This is a genomic window from Campylobacter coli LMG 9860, from assembly GCF_000254135.1.
GTDB classification, from domain to species: Bacteria; Campylobacterota; Campylobacteria; order Campylobacterales; family Campylobacteraceae; genus Campylobacter_D; species Campylobacter_D coli.
Map to the genome: position 1 here is coordinate 1 of NZ_AINS01000028.1, position 19,287 is coordinate 19,287.

At 30.9% G+C, this 19,287-nt stretch carries 20 protein-coding genes; 12 read left to right on the forward strand and 8 right to left on the reverse strand.

Going from position 1 to position 19,287, the window contains the following annotated elements; genetic code table 11:
• Positions 1–75 precede the first annotated feature (75 nt).
• The 4 genes from uraH (at position 76) to dnaE (ending at position 5,984) form a co-directional block, all read left to right on the forward strand.
• Positions 76–489, forward strand: a complete 414-nt coding sequence (uraH, locus tag CCO88_RS04015) for a hydroxyisourate hydrolase (protein WP_002785946.1) — start codon at positions 76–78, stop codon at positions 487–489.
• A 23-nt stretch (positions 490–512) separates the two neighbouring features.
• The gene (locus CCO88_RS04020) at positions 513–1,856 is read left to right on the forward strand and encodes a class II 3-deoxy-7-phosphoheptulonate synthase (protein ID WP_002781555.1); all 1,344 of its coding nucleotides are present in this window, start codon (positions 513–515) and stop codon (positions 1,854–1,856) included.
• On the forward strand, positions 1,853–2,182 hold the full coding sequence (locus CCO88_RS04025; protein ID WP_002776527.1) for a Spx/MgsR family RNA polymerase-binding regulatory protein: 330 nt from the start codon (positions 1,853–1,855) through the stop codon (positions 2,180–2,182). The genes CCO88_RS04020 and CCO88_RS04025 overlap by 4 nt, the downstream gene beginning before the upstream one ends.
• Positions 2,183–2,381: 199 nt before the next feature.
• Positions 2,382–5,984 (forward strand): DNA polymerase III subunit alpha, encoded by a 3,603-nt coding sequence (gene dnaE, locus CCO88_RS04030; protein WP_002785948.1) that lies wholly within the window; start codon positions 2,382–2,384, stop codon positions 5,982–5,984.
• 16 nt (positions 5,985–6,000) lie between these two features.
• Here the strand turns inward: dnaE and CCO88_RS04035 are convergent, their stop codons facing one another.
• Genes CCO88_RS04035 through CCO88_RS04055 form a run of 5 tightly spaced genes read right to left on the reverse strand, consistent with a single transcriptional unit; the run spans position 6,001 to position 9,952 of the window.
• On the reverse strand, positions 6,001–6,633 hold the full coding sequence (locus CCO88_RS04035) for a YggS family pyridoxal phosphate-dependent enzyme (protein WP_002784207.1): 633 nt from the start codon (positions 6,631–6,633) through the stop codon (positions 6,001–6,003).
• A 36-nt stretch (positions 6,634–6,669) separates the two neighbouring features.
• Positions 6,670–7,419: a flagellin C gene (flaC, locus tag CCO88_RS04040; protein ID WP_002776533.1), complete on the reverse strand. Its 750-nt coding sequence runs from the start codon at positions 7,417–7,419 to the stop codon at positions 6,670–6,672.
• Positions 7,420–7,452: 33 nt separating this feature from the next.
• Positions 7,453–7,926 carry a DUF4149 domain-containing protein gene (locus CCO88_RS04045; RefSeq protein WP_002787413.1) on the reverse strand — a complete coding sequence of 158 codons (474 nt, stop codon included), beginning with the start codon at positions 7,924–7,926 and terminating at the stop codon, positions 7,453–7,455.
• A gap of 41 nt (positions 7,927–7,967) precedes the next feature.
• Positions 7,968–8,768, reverse strand: coding sequence for a HemK/PrmC family methyltransferase (locus CCO88_RS04050; RefSeq protein ID WP_002781824.1), 801 nt, complete (start codon positions 8,766–8,768; stop codon positions 7,968–7,970).
• Positions 8,765–9,952, reverse strand: a complete 1,188-nt coding sequence (locus CCO88_RS04055) for a M48 family metallopeptidase (RefSeq protein ID WP_002806674.1) — start codon at positions 9,950–9,952, stop codon at positions 8,765–8,767. The genes CCO88_RS04050 and CCO88_RS04055 overlap by 4 nt, the downstream gene beginning before the upstream one ends.
• Positions 9,953–10,082: 130 nt before the next feature.
• Here CCO88_RS04055 and CCO88_RS04060 point away from each other — a divergent pair, with 130 nt between their 5' ends.
• Positions 10,083–10,268 (forward strand): hypothetical protein, encoded by a 186-nt coding sequence (locus tag CCO88_RS04060; RefSeq protein ID WP_002793299.1) that lies wholly within the window; start codon positions 10,083–10,085, stop codon positions 10,266–10,268.
• On the opposite strand, the gene mog is transcribed toward CCO88_RS04060, so the two are convergent.
• Together mog and corA are read right to left on the reverse strand one after the other, a co-directional pair.
• Entirely contained in the window at positions 10,265–10,807 is a 543-nt protein-coding gene (mog, locus tag CCO88_RS04065) for a molybdopterin adenylyltransferase (RefSeq protein WP_002812668.1), read from the reverse strand. The two genes, CCO88_RS04060 and mog, sit on opposite strands and share 4 nt — an antisense overlap.
• 18 nt (positions 10,808–10,825) lie before the next feature.
• Positions 10,826–11,809, reverse strand: a complete 984-nt coding sequence (gene corA / locus CCO88_RS04070; RefSeq protein ID WP_002839515.1) for a magnesium/cobalt transporter CorA — start codon at positions 11,807–11,809, stop codon at positions 10,826–10,828.
• A 116-nt stretch (positions 11,810–11,925) separates the two neighbouring features.
• Here corA and CCO88_RS04075 point away from each other — a divergent pair, with 116 nt between their 5' ends.
• The 7 genes from CCO88_RS04075 to CCO88_RS04105 are packed head-to-tail and all read left to right on the forward strand — an operon-like array spanning position 11,926 to position 18,358.
• Positions 11,926–12,972, forward strand: a complete 1,047-nt coding sequence (locus CCO88_RS04075) for an ABC transporter substrate-binding protein (RefSeq protein ID WP_002785950.1) — start codon at positions 11,926–11,928, stop codon at positions 12,970–12,972.
• Positions 12,973–12,982: 10 nt separating this feature from the next.
• Positions 12,983–14,308: an esterase-like activity of phytase family protein gene (locus tag CCO88_RS04080; RefSeq protein ID WP_002839517.1), complete on the forward strand. Its 1,326-nt coding sequence runs from the start codon at positions 12,983–12,985 to the stop codon at positions 14,306–14,308.
• Positions 14,305–15,114 (forward strand): alkaline phosphatase family protein, encoded by an 810-nt coding sequence (locus CCO88_RS04085; protein ID WP_072233344.1) that lies wholly within the window; start codon positions 14,305–14,307, stop codon positions 15,112–15,114. Before CCO88_RS04080 ends, CCO88_RS04085 begins: the two co-directional genes overlap by 4 nt.
• Positions 15,111–15,950 (forward strand): ABC transporter permease, encoded by an 840-nt coding sequence (locus tag CCO88_RS04090; RefSeq protein WP_002781814.1) that lies wholly within the window; start codon positions 15,111–15,113, stop codon positions 15,948–15,950. The genes CCO88_RS04085 and CCO88_RS04090 overlap by 4 nt, the downstream gene beginning before the upstream one ends.
• Positions 15,951–16,730, forward strand: coding sequence for an ABC transporter permease (locus tag CCO88_RS04095; protein WP_002781812.1), 780 nt, complete (start codon positions 15,951–15,953; stop codon positions 16,728–16,730). It begins immediately after the preceding gene.
• Positions 16,731–16,733: 3 nt separating this feature from the next.
• Entirely contained in the window at positions 16,734–17,723 is a 990-nt protein-coding gene (locus CCO88_RS04100) for an ABC transporter ATP-binding protein (RefSeq protein WP_002839519.1), read from the forward strand.
• Positions 17,720–18,358, forward strand: coding sequence for an HAD family hydrolase (locus tag CCO88_RS04105; protein ID WP_002781807.1), 639 nt, complete (start codon positions 17,720–17,722; stop codon positions 18,356–18,358). Before CCO88_RS04100 ends, CCO88_RS04105 begins: the two co-directional genes overlap by 4 nt.
• A gap of 23 nt (positions 18,359–18,381) precedes the next feature.
• On the opposite strand, the gene CCO88_RS04110 is transcribed toward CCO88_RS04105, so the two are convergent.
• A complete protein-coding gene (locus CCO88_RS04110) occupies positions 18,382–19,152 on the reverse strand; it encodes a basic amino acid ABC transporter substrate-binding protein (protein ID WP_002785958.1) in 771 nt (256 codons plus the stop codon).
• Positions 19,153–19,287 lie beyond the last annotated feature (135 nt).

Genomic DNA, 19,287 nt, shown 5'->3' on the forward strand with positions numbered 1-19,287 from the left:
TTATTATTTAGTTATTATTGTTAATAATATTTTGTTATGATTTAGATATATAAAATATTATTAAGGGAGAAAAATATGCTTTCTACAAAAAAAATTTTATTGGCTCTCATAAGCATACCAATATTTCTAAATGCAACTGAATATCAGTTAAGTACCCATATTTTAGACATTAACTCTGGCCAACCTGCATCTAATGTAAAAGTAGAGCTTTATAACTTGGATCAAAATCGACAATGGGTCAAGATAAGTGAAAAATTTACAAAAAAGAATGGTAGGATAGCAGATTTTCTTCCCTATGAAAAAACAGAAAATCGTTCTTTTGGAGTTTATAAACTCAAATTTTATACCAAAGATTATTATATATCACATAAAGTTGATAGTTTTTACCCCTTTGTAGAAGTAAGTTTTGAACTTTTAAAAGATCAAAAACATTATCATATACCTATTACCTTATCTCCTTTTGGTTACTCAACCTATAGGGGAAGTTAAAATTATATCTTTAGGAAATAACGATGACTTGGACTAAAAATTCTTGGAAAAATTTTTCTATTAAGCAGCAGCCTATTTATTCTAATCAAGAGGAGCTAAATAAAGTCTTAAATAAACTTGAAAAACTTCCTCCTTTGGTTTTTGCAGGTGAAGTAAGAGAGCTTCAAAGTGCTTTAGCAAGAGTATGCCGAAAAGAAGCTTTTTTACTTCAGGGTGGAGATTGTGCAGAAAGTTTTGCAAATTTTGGAGCAGTAAATATACGAGATATGTTTAAAATTTTACTTCAAATGGCTATAGTTTTAACTTTTGCGGGTGGTTGTCCCGTTGTTAAAATTGGTCGTATGGCGGGGCAGTTTGCTAAACCAAGAAGTAGCGATTATGAAGAGATAAATGGAGTAAAGCTTCCAAGTTATAGAGGTGATATCATTAATGGCTTTGAATTTAATGAAAAAGCTAGAATTCCTGATCCAAATAGAATGCTTGAAGCTTACTATCAAAGTGCTACTACTTTAAATTTATTGCGCGGTTTTGCTAAAGGGGGATTAGCTAATTTACACGAGGTGCATCGATGGAATTTAGGTTTTTTGAAAAAAAGCGAGCTGCATCAACAATACACCGATATCAGTGAGAAAATTTCTCAGGCCTTAGATTTTATGGAGGCCTGTGGTATTAATACCTATAATACTCCAAGCTTAAAAGAAGTTGATGTCTATACTTCTCATGAAGCTTTGCTTTTGCCTTACGAGGAAGCTTTAACTAGAGTGGATAGCTTAAGTGGCGAAATTTATGATTGTTCAGCTCATATGCTTTGGATAGGTGAGAGAACTAGGGGTCTTGATGAAGCTCATGTACACTTTTTAAGTGGAGTTAGAAATCCTTTAGGAGTAAAAATAGGCCCAAATGCAAGTGCTGATGATGTGATCGCTTTAGCTAATGCTTTAAATCCAAACAATGAAGAGGGTAGATTAAATATCATCATTAGAATGGGTGCTGAAAAAATAGCAACTCAATTGCCTAAAATTTTCTCTAAACTTAAAAAAGAGGGATTAAATTTAGTTTATAGTATAGATCCTATGCATGGTAATACGGTAAAAGCAGGGGATTTTAAAACGCGTGAATTTGATAAAATCATGCAAGAAGTAAGATATTTCTTTGAAATAGCTATGAGCGAAGGTGTATATGCAGGTGGAGTTCATCTTGAAATGACAGGACAGGATGTAACCGAATGTACGGGTGGTGCGAGTAATGTTACTGCGCAAAGTTTAGAAAAACGCTATGAGACACAGTGTGATCCAAGACTTAATGCAGATCAGGCACTTGAGCTTGCGTTTTTGATTGCTGATTTGGTTAAAAAGGCAAGAAAATGAAAGTCTATGGGATTAAAAACTGTAATTCCGTAAAAAAAGCTCTAGAGTTTTTAGATAAAAAAGCTCTAGAATTTGATTTTATTGATATTAAAAAGATTGATTTGGGCGTGCTTGAAAACTGGCTTAAATATAAAAGATTTAGTGAAATTATCAATACTGCAGGCACTACTTCAAAAAAACTTGGTTTGAATAAAGACAAGATAGAGAGCTTAAGCGAGCTTGAGTTGAAAAATATTATTTTAGAAAATCCAAGTTGTATTAAACGCCCTGTTATAGAAAAGGATAACCAAATTTATATTGGCAAAGAATATGAACAAATTTTGTGATTTTATCTCTTGAAAGATGATTCATTCTTTCAATCTTAAAAACTTTTACCATTTTATTTTTTAAAATATATTTGCTGATGGTGATAAAATTATCATGATAAATTTCAGGTAATTTTTAGTGATAAATTCTTTCAAATTCAGCAATAAAAATTTATAATTTTTATCAAAATCTTTAGTATTTATATTTTCAAGGAAGACGATGAGCCAATTTACCCATCTTCATTTGCATACAGAATATTCTTTACTTGATGGAGCCAATAAGCTTAAGGAATTAGCTAAAACCCTTAAAGAGCAGGGTGCTACAAGTGTAGCCATGACAGATCATGGTAATATGTTTGGAGCAATTGATTTTTATCAGACTATGCGTTCTGAGGGATTAAAACCCATCATAGGTCTTGAAGCGTATTTGCATAATCATGAAGATATTTCAGATAAAAGCTCGCGTCAAAGATTTCATCTTTGCTTATATGCAAAAAATGAGGTTGGTTATCAAAATTTAATGTATCTAAGTTCTCAAAGCTATATCAAGGGTTTGTATTATTATCCACGTATCAATAAAAAGCTTTTGGAAGAGCATAGCGAAGGGCTTATCTGTTCTTCGGCTTGCTTGCAAGGTGAGGTAAATTGGCATTTAAATATTCATAGTGAAAGAAATGTTCGTTTTGGAGCCAAGGGTTATGAAGCGGCTAAGGAAGCGGCTTTATGGTATAAAAAAGTTTTTGGCGATGATTTTTATTTTGAAATTATGCGTCATGGTATAGGAGATCAAAGAGCCATAGACGATGATATTATAAGACTCTCAAAAGAATTGAATATTAAAATTATTGCTACAAATGATACCCATTATACTTTTAAGGAAAGAGCGACTGCCCATGAAGTATTTATGTGTATTGCTATGGGCAAAAAGCTGAATGATCCTGATCGTTTACGCCATAGTGTTCATGAATTTTATGTCAAATCTCCAGCGCAAATGAGCGAGCTTTTTGCTGATATACCTGAAGCTATTGAAAATACTCAAGAAATTGCTAATAAATGTAATTTAGAGCTAAATTTAGGAAATCCCACTCCGCCAAATTTTAAATTCACAAGAGAATATGCAAAAGAATATAATATAAGCTTGCCCGAAGAGGGCAAAGAATTTAGTTTTGATAATGATGATGTGGTGTTTGATGAGCTTTGCAAAAAAGGACTTGAGGAAAGGCTAAAATTTGTTGATATAAGCAAGCATGAAGAATATAAAACAAGGCTCGAAGTCGAAATCAATATCATAAAAAAAATGAAATTTTCAGGCTATATGCTAATCGTTCATGATTTTATCAAAGTGGCTAAAGATAAAGGAATTCCTGTAGGTCCTGGAAGGGGTTCAGCTGCGGGTAGTTTGGTCGCTTATTCTTTAAAAATCACGGATTTAGATCCTATTCCTTATAGTTTGCTTTTTGAGCGTTTTTTAAATCCAGAACGCGTATCGATGCCCGATATTGATGTGGATTTTTGTCAAGATAGACGCGCAGAAGTGATTGATTATGTGATTGATAAATACGGAGCCGATAAGGTTGCACAGGTTATTACTTTTGGTAAGCTTTTGGCTCGTGGAGTGATTCGTGATGTGGCAAGGGTTTGTGATATGAGTATTCCTGATGCAGATGAACTTGCCAAGCTTATACCTGAAGAACTTAAAATCACTCTTGATGCAGCTTACGAAAAAGAACCAAAGATTAAAGAATTTATAGAGCGTCATCCAAAGGGTCCTGAAGTTTGGGAGTATGCTAAGGCTCTTGAAGGACTCAATAGAAATGCAGGTATGCACGCAGCAGGTGTTGTGATTTCTAATGAAAGTTTATGGAAAAAAACTCCTCTTTTTAGACAGAGTAAAAACGATGAAAGACATTTAGTTACACAATACTCTAAAGATCATTTAGAGGATGTAGACTTAATCAAATTTGATTTCTTGGGTTTAAAAACTTTAACTTTGATCAACAATGCTATTAAACTCATTAAAAAGCGTTACAATAAAGACATAGTCTGGGAAGCTATCGATGTAAACGATGCTAAAGTTTATAAAACCATACAGAATGGGAATACCTTAGGAATATTTCAAATAGAATCAGGCGGAATGCAAAACTTAAATGCAAGATTAAAGCCTGAGCGTTTTGAAGATATTATCGCGGTTCTTGCTCTTTATCGCCCAGGTCCTATGGAATCAGGAATGCTTGATGATTTTATAGATAGGAAACATGGGCTTAAAAAGATAGAATATCCATTTGATACTCTTGAAAGTGTATTAGAGCCTACATACGGGGTTATTGTCTATCAAGAGCAAGTTATGCAAATTGTTCAGATTATAGGAGGATTTTCACTAGGTGGTGCTGATGTGGTGCGCCGCGCTATGGGTAAAAAAGATCCTGAAAAAATGAAAAAATTAAAAAGTGAATTTGCTGATGGTGCTGAAAAGCAGGGTTATGATAGAGTAAAAGCCGAAGAGCTTTGGGAATTGATTGTTAAATTTGCAGGATATGGTTTTAACAAATCTCACTCTGCGGCTTATGCCTTGATCACTTTTCAAACAGCGTACTTAAAAACCTACTATCCTAGTGAATTTATGGCAGCATTGCTAACAAGTGAAGAAAATAATGTCGATAAAATCGCTGTTTATATCGATGAAATGAAAAAAATGAATATCAAACTTCTTCCACCTTCTGTTAATAAAGCCATACGCGAATTTAGTGCAGTAGAGCAAGAAGATGGTAAAGATGCTATTGTTTATGGACTTGGAGCTATTAAAAGTGTGGGAATTCCTGCAGTTGAAAATTTACTCGAAGCAAGAGAGCGAGGCGAATTTAAAAATATTGATGATTTTTTAAGCAGGATAGAGCCTACAAAGATCAACAAAAGAACCCTAGAAAGTCTTATCAAAGCGGGTGCTTTTGATGAATTTGGCTATACGAGAAAGTGCTTGTTTGATAATATGGACAATTTAACCGAAGGCTCTAAAAAAATGGCCGATGCAAGAAAAAATGCAGCAAGTTCTCTTTTTGGAGAAGATGAATTAACTGTTGGTTTGCAAGTTAATATAGTGGCTAAGAATGAAGAATTTGAGGTTATGGAAAAACTTGAATTTGAAAAAGAGATTTTGGGAATTTATGTTTCAGGACACCCACTCGATCGTTTTTATGATAAATTTAAGGAAATAGATTATGTAAAAAGTATAGATTTTTCAACACTTAAAGGCAGTGGAGAAATTTTAAGTATAGGAAAGATTGAAAGCTTTAAATCTATGATGAGTAAAAATAATAAGCGTTATGGCAGGCTTGAGATATTGGATTTTTATTCTACTTTTGAAGTGACGGTTTTTGAGTCTAATATAGAAGAGATTGAAAATATTTTAAAAAATGAAGCCTCTAAAAATGAGGCTTATGGATTTTTATTAAGCTATAAAGCAGAGGAGGGCAAATTAGATAGCTTGGCTTTAAGATCAATTAAAACTCTAGAGGAGCTTCAAGAAGGAGAGATTAAGGCGGTAAAAAAATTTAACGCCAAGAAAAATACTCAAGAAAATAAAGATTTTATAGCAGAGCCTAAAGAATTTGAAAACAATATTATAGAACTTGATCTTTCAAGATTAAATCGAGAGCTTGTTTATGAAATTCACGAAATAGCAAGAAGTGCACATAATCCAAATGAAAAAGGCAATAAAAAGCTTGTCTTAAAGATCGTTAGCACTGGTTCTTGCTTGCTTTATCATACTGATTTTGTTATTTCTGATAGTGTTAGTGAAAAAATTATCAATAAATATGCAGGGTAAAGGATTAGGGGAGATTTTATTTTAAATTTTTAAATAAAATACTTCCAAGCCTTACCATATTAGATCCACACTTAATGGCGATTTCAAAGTCATTACTCATCCCCATGGAGCAAATTTTAGCTCCGTGTTTTTGAAGTTTTTCATAGATTTTATAGGTTGTTTCAAAACTTTTTTCAATTTCTCTTTGATCTTTGCTGTGTGAACCTATGCTCATAACTCCACAAAGATTTAAATTAGGACATTCTTCTTGAATTTGTAAATATTCTTCTATAGCTTGATCCGGATTAAGTCCGCTTTTGCTGAGTTCATTGGCACTATTGATTTCTAGTAAGGTATCTAGTTTATAATTTAGTCTTTTATCCATGGCTTTTGCTATTTTTAATCCATTACAAGAATGCCAGAGTATTGGTTTTTGCTTGATTAAAAGATTGATTTTATTGCTTTGTAGCGTTCCTATAAAATGCCATTTTATATTTAAATCTTTTTTATCAAGAATTTCTTTTTTTTGTACTAGGGCTTGAACTTGATTTTCTCCAAATTCTGTAATTCCTTGAGTAAAAAGTTTTTCGATAATATTTGCATCAACATATTTGCTTGCTGCCACAAGACGGATATTTTTGGTTTTTTCTAAAATTTGTTCTAAAGTCATTTTTATAAAAAGAGAAGCCCTAGATTAGGGCTTTTATCATTGTAATAAGCTAGCAATTTTGCTTTGAAGTTGCATGTTAGATTGTGCAGCGACGAAAGCAGCTGCATTTTCTTTTAGGTAATTGCTATTAAAATCATTGACGTTTTTTGCCATATCATTATTCAGCAAATTATTTTCAGCTGCTTTAGTATTGATGCTATTTTGCACACTAGCATTGATATTAGAAGTGATGGCATTGATACTCGATCCTATTTCACTTCTTAAAGCACCAAGTTGATCCATAAAATTTGTAATACTGTCTTGATTATCTATGCTAAGACCACTAGTTGTCAATGGATTTAAATTGGTCGTTTCAGTTCCACTTCCTACTACAAAATTCATAGTTTGGAATACATTTTTTCCATTATAGGTAGCATTATTAAAAGAATCATTGATGGACTCTTGTATGCGTGTTGCTTCTGTTCTTAGCATGCTTTTTTGAGAATCACTTAATGCTGCATTATTCATCTTTACGGAGAGTTCATTAAGTCTATCAGCACTTTGAGAAATATTTGTCAGGCTTGCATCTGCAATTTGTAAAACACCAATAGCATCATAGGCATTTGCGACACCTTGATCTATAGTGCTTGATTGAGATCTTAAAGAATCAGCAATAGCTAAATTAGCACTATCAATCCCACTTATCGCACGGACAGCTGCAATGTTTTCTAAAGCTTTTTCACTAGCTTTTTGAGCATTATTTAAATAATAATTTTGTTGCATCATGCTTGCATCAGAGATCATCATAGCCTACTCCTCCTTATAAATTTTTATTGGATTTTAGCATTTTTTTGCTATTTTAAAGCTTAAGAAATATAGAAAAACTTGCATTAATAAAATAATTTTTATAACCACTTCGCTTGCATTATGTATACTAAGAAATTCTTGGCTTTTTGTAGCTTGTTCGCCCAAATTTTGAAGTTCAATAATGGTATTTGTAAAATACAAAACAAACACTAAGCTCAAAATTAAAATGAGTATAGTAAGCATTAATTTTGAGAATTTAATCTGAAATTTCATATCTTCTTTTGCAAAAGAATAGATTTCAAATAATAAATTAATAATAGAAACAAAAATTAACAAATATCCCATTTTAATGAAAATTTGAGTCATCATTAAGCCACTTTGAAAATGACTTAAAACTCCCTCGCCTATAAGGTTAGCTGGGTAAAAAATTACTGGTGCAACAACTATGCCAAGTATAAGCTCTATGCCAATCATAGCTGCAAGTAAAAATAGATTGATTGCTTTCAATTTTTCTCCTTAATTTTTTAACTTATCATATCATACAAAGCTTATTTTTTAGCAAATTGAGCGACAAAAGCACGATCATATCCTTGTTCATCTTGAAAAAATTCAGCTTGAAAATTTTTTTGATATAAAATTTGTTTTAAAATTACTTTTTGATCATAGCCAAATTCGCATGCTAAAAATTTAACCTTTCTTTCAAAGGAGAAAGTTATAATTTCTTCTAAAATTTCATATCCTTTTTCTCCTCCAAATAGGGCTTCTTTTGGTTCGTTTTGTACCCAAAGATCTATGGGGTATGAATTTTGGATATAGGGAGGATTTGAAAAAATAAAATCATAATTTTCTTTTATTTGTTTAAAATCACAAAGTTTAAAGTCGATTAAATGTTCAACTTTGTGTAATTTAGCATTTTCTAAGGCTAATTGTAAAGCTTTGGGGTTGATATCACAAGCTGTAATTTTTATTCCCAATTCTTTAGCTAAAACTATACTTAAAATTCCGCTTCCAAAGCCTATTTCTAATATATTTTGAAAATTATTATTTTTGCAAATTTTAAGAACTTGTGAAAGTAAAATTTCGCTATCATAGCGTGGGATTAAAACCCCTTTTTTTACTTTAAATTCCAAGCCCCAAAAATCTGCTTTTTCAAAGATGTATTCAAAAGGTTCCCCTGATTGAAAGCGTTTGATAAGTTCAAAATAGGGCTTGGAATCAAATTCTAGATCTTGATTTAAAAAAATCCAAGTCCTATCTTTTTTTAGATATTCACAAAGTATAAATAAGGCTTCATTTTCGTGTTTTTCAAGTCTAGTTTTAGCTTCTATAAGAGCGTTTTTTATGGTCAAGAAAGAGCCTTGATTCTATCACTAATGCTTGGATGACTAAGATAAAAAAAGGTATAAATCTTGCTTGTTTTAATAAAAGCTTTATTTTCTCTTGCTAGAGCTAAGAGTGCATTCTTCATATCTTCCTTGCTTGTAAGTTTGCTTCCGTGTTGATCTGCTGCAAATTCATTTTTTCTACTTAAGGCATTTATTAAAGGAGAGATGATAAAACTAAAAATATTTGCAAATATAAACAAAAGAGCAAAAACACCCCCATTAACTCCTTCTAGATGGCTTTCTTGATATACAAAATCAGGCAAATGGGCAAAAATAAAGAAAAGTAAAAACATAGTGATTGCCCCATTGATTAGGGCTTTTATTATATCTTTGTGAACAAAATGTCCAAGTTCGTGCCCTAAAACTGCTAGAAGCTCTCTTTCGCTTAAGGCTTTTAAAAGTGTGTCAAAAAGCACCACTCTTTTGCTTTTAAAAAGCCCACCAAAATAAGCATTTAAACGCTTATCTCTTTTACTAGCATCAATCACATAAACCCCATTCGCATTAAAGCCACATTGTTTCATTAGATCATTGATTTTACTTAGCAAATTTTCATCTTCTAATTTTTCCATTTTGTTAAATATAGGAGCGATTAGAGTAGGATAAATAACATTTATGATCACTATCACACAAAAAGCAAAAATAAAAGCTGCAAGCCACCAAAAAGTACCAAAAAAATCATAGCAAAAAAGTAGGGCATAAAGGATTAAAAATCCAAAAATCAAAGTTAAAATAAGGCTTTTTATAGTGTCTTTGATAAAAAGTTTTAAAGTCATATTTGAAAAACCATGAGCCTTATCTTTAACAAAGCTTTCATAAATGCTTAGAGGCAAATTTAAAATACTTGTGATAATTAAAAAAGCAAGTAAAAATAGAGTATTTTCAAGGCGAGAGTTTTCACTGATTAATAGTTCTTTTAAGTAAAGAAATCCAAAACCTATCCATGCGATATTAACAATCAGCATATAAAAATTTGAAAAAAGCTTGAATTTTTCATTTTCTATAGCAATATCGGCTGCGTTTTGATAATCTTCCTCACTTAAAATTTGTGCTTGTTTATTTTTTTCTTTTTCTAAAAAGCGAATTTGATTATAAGAAATCCAAGACAAAAGTGCTGTATAAAGACATAAAATTGCAATTAAAGTCATTTATTTTCCTTGATTTATTTTTTGCGAATTTTAACTTAAAATCATGAAATAAAGTTAATAATCATATAAATATTAAAAATAATATTTTTTTTAATTAAAATAATGTATATTTACAAAAAAAAGGATAAAAATGTTTTTTAAGAAAAAGATTACTCAAAAACAAAATACAAGGGCTAAAATTTCAATTAATGATGCAGTTTTAGATGATAGGCTTTATAAATTTAAAAATAAAATACAAAAAATAAGCAAGGATGAGGCATCAGCAAGCCTACTTGCTAGACAACTAAGCAGGCTTATTAAGGCTAATAAATTTTAATTTTGACATTTTTTCTTAGGTCTAAAAACTTGAATTACTTCATCATTTCCCTCTATATAAGCTCCACCTATTAAATCAATACAATAAGGTATTGCAGGAAATACAGGCTCTAGACATTCTGCTATGGCTTTAGGATTGCCAGGTAGATTGATGATAAAAGATTTATTGCGAATTCCTGCACTCTGTCTTGAAAGTATAGCTGTTGGGACATATTTTAAACTTTCTAAGCGCATAAGTTCTCCAAAACCTGGCATCATTTTATCACACACGGCTTCCGTGGCTTCTGGGGTTACATCACGAAGTGCTGGACCTGTACCTCCGCTTGTAACAATCAAATCGCATTTTTTTTCATCTGCTAGATAAAGTAATTTTTTAATGATCAAATCATAATCATCAGGGATTAATTCTTTATGATAAATAATATCATTTTTTATATATGAATTTAACACTCTTTCAATTTCAGCAGTGGCTTTATCTTCGTATATACCACTACTTGCTCTATCGCTTAAGGTTAAAATTCCTATTTTAATGATATCCATTTTTTCTCCTTTAATGTATTATAACCAACCTTTTTTCTTAAAAACAATAACAGGTACAATGATGGAAATTATCATCACCGCAAGCACTATAGGATAAGCATAGTGAAGCTCGAGTTCAGGCATAAATTTAAAGTTCATGCCATAAATTGTTCCTATGAGAGTAGGAGGCATCATGGCAACGGTTGCGACAGTAAAAAGTTTGATAATTTTATTTTGTTCTATATTTACTTGACTTGCTAGAATAGTTTGAATATTATCTAAGATATTAAGTTGAGAAACGCTAAATTCAACTAAAGAATTCAAATCTTTTAAAACTATGGTTAAATTTTGTTTTATATCTCTATCGATTTTATCACTTTTAAGTAATGAGGTCATCGCACGACGCTTGTCAAATAAAGAGTCTCTAACTCGCATATTAAGCTCTTGTAAACTTGAAATATCCTTTAGCATTTCATCATAACTATATTCATCTTTTTTTTCTAAAACACTTGTTCTTAAGCGTCTTGCTTCTTTATCTATCCATTCTAGTAAATCCGCATCTTTTTCAACACGCACTTCAAACATTTTATCAATAATATCAAAACCATCTTCAAAATTCTTCGGACTAGCTAAAATCCTTGCTTGAATTTCTTCAAAAGTGCTAAATTCGTTATATCTTATAGTAAATAAGATATTTTTAGCTGTAGCAAAAGTAACAATTTCTGTGCGAAGCTTGATTAAATTCCTATCTTCTTCATCGCTTTTAAGATCTCTTACTAAAAAATGAGCATTGATGGTTATTGTCGCATTATCTTCCCAATATTTTGCGCTAAGTTCTATTTCTTCCCTTTCTTCTTTTGTAGGAAACTCAAGATTAAATTCACTTGATATAAAAGCAATTTCTGCTGCACTTGGATGAAGTAAATCAATCCATAAAATATTTTGCGGTAGTTCTTGACTATCGAGATTAAAATTGATTCTTTGAACTAAAGCATTTTGAGTTTTGATATAAATATAAAGCATGATCGCTCCTTGTTTATGACTTTAAAATTATAACCTTGTTTGCTTAAAAATTAACTTGTTTCTAAAATGTTTCTAAAACTCATTAAATTTCCAAAATATTTTTTGAAAGGAAAAAAATGAGTAAGAAATTTTTCTTAAGTTTAGGTCTTGTTGCTTTATTGTTTTCAAATTCACAAGCTATTGATGAGAATTTGATTAAAGCTGCGCAAGCAGAAGGTAGGGTAAATTCTTTAGCTATGCCTGATACTTGGGCAAACTGGAAGGATACTTGGGCAGATCTTAAAAATCTTTATGACATAGAACATAGTGATACAGATATGAGTTCAGCTCAAGAAATTGCTAAATTTAAAGCCGAAAAGAAAAATGCAAGCGGTGATATAGGGGATGTAGGGGCGTCTTTTGGAGAGATAGCGGTTAAACAAGGAGTAGCTCAGCCTTTTAAGACAAGTTACTGGGATCAAATTCCAACTTGGGCTAAAGATAAAGATGGAAATTGGCTTTTAGCTTATACAGGAACCATAGCTTTTATAGTCAATAAAGATGTAGTAAAAGATATACCTAAAACTTGGCAAGATTTGCTTAAGGGAAATTATAAAATTACCGTAGGTGATGTAAGTGTAGCGGCTCAAGCTGTGAGTGCAGTTTTGGCAGCTAATTATGCCTTAGGTGGGGATGAAAAAGATTTAAGTCCTGCTTTAGCTTTTTTTAATACTTTAGCCAAACAAGGAAGACTTGTAAATAATGATGTAAGTATAGCCAATCTTGAAAAAGGTGAAGTTGAAGTGGGTTTAGTTTGGGATTTTAATGGTTTAGGCTATAGAGATAAAGTGGGCAAAGATCGTTATGAAGTTTTAATCCCTGCTGATGGTAGTGTTATTTCGGGTTATACAACTATTATCAATAAATACGCAAAACATCCAAATGCGGCTAAATTAGCCCGTGAGTTTATACTTTCTGATAAAGGACAAATCAATCTAGCAAAAGGTTATGCAAGGCCAATAAGAATTGATCATATTACCTTGCCAGATGATATAAAAGCTAAACTTTTACCAAGTGAGCAATACAAAAATGCAAGAGCAATCAAAGATCAAAAAGCTTGGGAAAAAAGCGCTAAAGAATTGCCACAACTTTGGCAAGAAAAAGTTATAGTGGATATGAAATAAAGGAGATTGGATGAAAAAGGTTATTTTAACAAGTGCTATGCTTTGCAGTGTTTTATTTGGAGTTCAAGAGTATGAGGCCAATTTAGCAGGGCATATTATCATAGATTCTAAAAGTACAGTAAAACCTCCTAAGGATGCTCCTGATTTTTTTAAAACTTATGGGAAATTTGCAAATATCACTAGAGAAGAAAAAATTGGAATTTTTAAATCTAAGGGAAACAGGGAAACAGATTTTTATTTACCTTTTAAAAATCAACCTATACAAGGACATAGTGGGATAAAATATATTCCAAAAAAAGATGTTTTTTGGGTAATTAGCGATAATGGCTTGGGTAAAAAGTATAATTCTTATGATGCCATGCTTTATGCTCACGAGTTTAAATTTGATTTTAAAAACTCAAAATACGAACTTTTAAAAACAGTTTTTTTTAAAGATAGTGATAAAAAATACCCCTATCCTATAACCACCGAAACAACCAAAGAAAGGTATTTAAGTGGGGTTGATTTTGATACTGAGAGTATACAGGTTATCAATGATGAATTTTATATAGGTGATGAATTTGGTCCTTATTTGCTTCATTTTGATAAGAATGGGAATTTAAAAGAAGTTTTTGATGTGTATGTGGAGGGTAAAAAACTTATTTCTCCTGATAATCCAAGTTTAAAATTTAGCGATAAGCCTGATGGAGAAAATGAGAAATTTAATATCAAACGTTCTAAAGGCTTTGAAGCTATGGCAAGCTCTAAAGATGGTTCTAAACTTTATTTGCTTTTAGAAGGAAGCATTTATAATAACAACGCTTATGAGAATGAAAAAGGCAAAGAATATCTAAGAATCATAGAATTTGATGTAAAAAATAAAAAATTCACCGGAAAAACTTATAAATATTTCTTAGAAGATAAAAGCCATTCCATAGGTGATTTTAATATGATAGATGATAAATACGGCATCATCATAGAAAGAGATCAAAAAGAAGGCACTAAAGATAAGGCTTGCAAAGAAGGTGAAGATACTAAGCATTGTTTTAATAATGCAGCTCAATTCAAAAGAATTTACAAGGTTAAATTAGATGATAAAACCCATGAAGCTCAAAAAATTTCTTATATAGATCTTTTAAATATTAAGGATAGAAATAAAATTTCTAAAAAGCCTTTGGTAAATGATAAATTTGTTTTTCCTTTTGAAACCATAGAAGGTGTGGATATAGTAGATGACTCTCATATAGTCGTAGAAAATGACAATAACTTTCCTTATTCTTCAAGTAGAGAACCTAATAAAACTGATGATAATGAATTTATTTTACTTGAAGTAAAAGATTTTTTAAAGAGTAAATGATGTCCAAAGTTATTTTAGTTGTGCTTGATGGCTTAAATTGTAAAAGTGCTAGTATAAATATGGGATATTTAAATGCGCTTTGCAAAGAGAATTTAGGCAAATTTTATTCTTTAGAATGCGAACTTCCTAGTATGTCTCGTCCTTTATACGAGTGCTTATTAACAGGCGTAAAGCCTGTTTTAAGTGGGATAATTAATAATAAATTGAGTTTTTCAAAACAAACAAGCATTTTTGACCTTTGCAAAGAACAAGGCTTAAAAGCTGGAGGCGCAGCTTATCATTGGGTTTTTGAGCTTTATAATAAAAAAGAATTTATTCCTTCTTTACATCGCCACATAGAAGATGAAAATTTAACTTTGCCTTATGGATATTTTTATTATGAAGATGATTATTTAGATTCTCATTTATTTGCAGATGGGGAGCATTTAAGAAACAAATATAATCTAGATTTTACTCTTATACATTCTATGAATATAGATGATGCAGGACATAAATTTGGCTCACACTCTATTGAGTATGCTAATAAAACCAAAAAAGTTGATATTTTGATTTCTGAGTATTTGCCTACTTGGTTAGAACAAGGTATTAATGTAATCATCACAAGCGATCATGGTATGACAGAGGGTAAAAGTCATGGAGGCTTAAGTGAAGATGAAATTTTAGTGCCTTTTTTCACTTTTGGTAGTGCTTTTTCGTATGAAAATGCCAAGATAAAACAGGATGAAATTTGTGGCAGTATCTGTGAAATTTTAGGACTTAAACACGATAAGAGATATAATGATGAAATTTTAAAGGCCAAAAAATGAAAGAAAAATTTCTAGCATTTTTAAGTATTTTACCTTTTTTTATAGTTTTTACTTTTTTTATGATAGCACCTTTGATTTGGATTGTTTTTAATGCTTTTTATGTAGAAGAGGATGAAATTTATTCTTTAGCCAATTTTATACATATTTTTGAGTCCAAATTCTATCTACAAAGCATTATAAATTCTTTACAAATCAGTTTTATTTCTAGTATTTTTGGACTTTTAATAGGGCTTTTGGCGAGCTATTCTTTATTTATTTTAGCTCCATCAAAAATATGTAATTTTCTCTTTTCTTTAAATACTATGATAAGTAATTTTTCAGGAGTTCCTTTAGCTTTTGCTTTCATTATAGTTCTTGGAAGCAATGGTGTAGTTAATGTGTTTTTGAAGAATTTAGGTATAGAGCCTTTTGTTAGTGTTTATGCTAATTTCGGGGTAAATATTGTTTATGTGTATTTTCAAATTCCTTTGGCGATCTTGCTTTTGCTTCCAGCTTTTAAAAGTCTTGAAAATTCACATTTAAATGCTTGTAAAATGTTAGGTGGAGGCAATTTTTTATATTGGTTAAAAATAGCTTTGCCTTTGCTCGCTCCTACTTTGTTTGGTGTTTTTGTGATTTTATTTGCCAATGCTTTTGGAGCTTATGCGACTATTTATGCTTTAAGTTCGGGAAATTTTAATGTCGCTCCTGTAAGAATCGCTGCTTTAATCGCAGGCGATATCAATCTTGATCCTTATATGGCTAGTGCTTTAAGTATCATTATAACTATTATCATGCTTGTTGTTACCTTTATAGCCAATTTCCTTTCTAAAAAATATAATTTTAAGGTGCTTTAAATGAATGAAAATTTGAGTTTAAAAGCTAAAATTTATCATTATGCAGTTTTGTTTTTGGTTTTTTTGTTTTTAGCTTTGCCTTTAATGGCTACTTTTTTATATTCTATTTCCACTTCTTGGGGTGTAAGTGTTTTGCCTGATGATCTTACGCTTAAATGGTATCAAGAACTTTTTCATGACGAAAGATTTTTACTTGCTCTTTGGCATTCTTTGCTTGTTTGTGTGGGCAGTATTTTACTTTCTGTGATTCTTGTTTTTCCTTTGGTTTTTGTGCTAAATTATTATTTTTTAAAATTAAAAGCCTTTGTAAATATACTTATTATCATGCCTTTTGCTGTACCTCCTATAGTTAGCTGTGTGGGGCTTTTGCAACTTTATGCTGACAATATAGGAGGCACAGCTTGGATACTCATTTTTACTTATTTTACTATAGCTTTGCCTTTTATATATAGGGCTTTAGATAATGCTATGTCTAATGTCAATTTAAATGAACTCATCGCATCTAATGCTATGCTTGGAGGTTCTTTAATGGGAGCGATTTTTAAGCTTGTCTTGCCTAATTTAAGAAATGGAATTTTGGTGGCAGTTTTTTTAAGTTTTTCTTTTTTAATAGGCGAATTTTTATACGCAAATATTCTTGTAGGAAGTGCTTATGAGACTTTGCAAGTTTATCTTTATAATATCAAAAATCAAAGTGGGCATTATTCTAGTGCTTTGGTAATAGTTTATTTTGTGTTAATTTTTATAACAACTTTTATAGCTAGTTTGATTAAGGAGTAAAAAATGACTTATTTAAAGATTAAAAATTTTAAAAAAGCTTATGGGGATAAAATTATTTTTGAAGATATTAATTTTAGTGCTAAAAAGGGTGAGTTTATAACCCTTTTGGGCCCAAGTGGCTGTGGAAAATCCACTCTTTTAAGGTGTATAGCAGGGCTTAGCCAAATTAATGGAGGAAAAATTTCTTTAAATGATAAAGATCTTACTAAATTAAGTCCTCAAAAAAGAAATATAGGTATGGTTTTTCAAAATTACGCTCTTTTTCCAAATCTTAACGTTTTTGAAAATGTAGCTTTTGGTTTAAAGATCAAAAAAATGGATAAAAAGGACATAGAAAAAAGAGTGAAAAAAATGTTAAAACTCGTCGAGCTTGAAGAATACGCTAAAACTTATCCACATAAGCTTTCAGGCGGACAAATGCAAAGAGTGGCTTTAGCAAGATCTTTGGTGACTAAACCTGATTTACTTTTACTTGATGAGCCTTTATCGGCACTTGATGCTAAAATTCGTAAGCATTTAAGGGTGCAAATTAAAGAAATTCAAAAAGAACTTGAACTCACCACTATTTTTGTAACGCACGATCAAGAAGAAGCTTTAGAGTTATCCGATACGATTATTTTAATGAATGAGGGTAAAATCATACAAAATTCCAACGCAAATAATCTTTATCTTTTGCCAGAATCTCATTTTGTGGCTAGCTTTATAGGAAATTACAATATTTTAAGCCCTAAAGAGCTTGATAGCTTGGGTTTAAAACACGATTTTAAAAAAGATATAGCCTTGCGTCCTGAAACCATAGAAATTTCTAACGAAGGCTTAGAGGCTAAGATCAAAGAAAAATCATTGCTAGGCAATATCATACGCTATAGGGTTAGAGTGCAAGAAATTGAATTTAAGGTAGATACTTTAAATTTTAGCACTCATAGTACTTATGAAGCAGGTGATAAAATCGCTTTAAAATTCAATCTTTCTTTAGCAAAAGAGTTAAAATGAAGCTTGTTTTATTTGATTTAGATGATACTTTAATACAAGGCGATAGTGCTAAACTTTGGCTTAAATTTTGTGTTGAAAAAGGTTTTTTACCTCAAGAATATTTAGAAAAAATCGTTTTTTATCAAAAACAATATCAAGAAAAAAAGCTTGATATGGATGAATTTATGACTTTTTTTCTTCAAAGTGTTAAGGGTAAAAATGAAGATAGAATTTCATCTTTAGTAGATGAATTTATAAAAATTTATATAAAACCTTATGAAAAAGCTAAAGAACTTATAATCAAATATCAAGATCAAAGGTGTATTATAATTTCAGCTACGGCTGAATTTTTAGTTAGAAAAATCGCCTCTTTTTTGGGAGTGAGAGAAAGCATAGCCATAAAATGCGAGCGTGTGGGTGATAAATTTAGTGGAAAAGCTTATGGGATTTATAGCTTTAAGGAAGGCAAGGTTTTAAGACTTAAGGAATATTTGGGTAAAGATTATGAAAAATGGATGAAAGATTCTTATTTTTTTAGTGATTCTATCAATGATTTACCTTTACTAGAGTCTGTTAGCAAAGCCTTTGTATGTAATGGTGATGAAAAAATTTTAAAAATTGCAAAAGAGAGAAAATATGAAATTTTAACTTTTTAAGCTATAAGCGTGAAAATTCACGCTTATTCTAATTCATATTTTTTAATTAAAGTATTATAAAATCCATCAGTTTTTGCTTCATCTATGCCTTTGTTAAATATTTCAATAATATCTTTTTGTTTATTTTTATCAAAAGCAAAACTAAAGCCTTCTCCTCCATCTGTTTCTTGGTAGAAACTTACCAATTCTGGATTTTCAGCTAAAAAACCTTTAGCAGTATCTTGATCAGCTACAATAGCATCGATTTTGTTGTTTTTTAGTGCTAAAACAGCTATGTTTAAATCTTTATTGCTTTGTACTTGTGCATTTTTGATAGCTTTTGCAGTATTTTCTTGTAAAGTTCCTAATTGAACTCCTATTTTTTTGCCTTCTAAATCATTTTTTGTTTGAAGAGAGTCGTTGTTTTTTAGCTTAAGATAAAGATTTTTACTCATATAGTAAGGTTTGGTAAAATCAACACTTTGTCTTCTTTCATCAGTTGCGCTCATAGCTGAAGCAATCATATCAATCTTACCTGATTTGAGAGCAGGAATCAATCCATCAAAATTGGTTTCAACCCAAACAATTTCAATACCATTTTTTTTAGCAATTTCTTCAATCAAATCAGTATCAAAACCCGTAAGTTTAGAATCTTGCTTAAAATTAAAAGGTTTATAATTTGGAGCAGTTCCAACCTTTAAAGTGAGTGTAGTATTAGCTTCATTGCTTGCATTATTTTCTGTTTTAGTGTTTTGGCAAGCCACCAAAAATAAGCCCGTGAAGGCAACTAAGAAAGCGGTTAAAAACTTTTTCATTGTTTTCCTTTATAGTAAAATTTTCTCTATGATTATATCAAAGTTAGCTAGCCAATTGGCAAAAAAATCCAGTTTTTAATTTTTTGCCAAAATTAATTAAAAAAATAATTTATTTAATCCTCCTTTAAGCTTAAT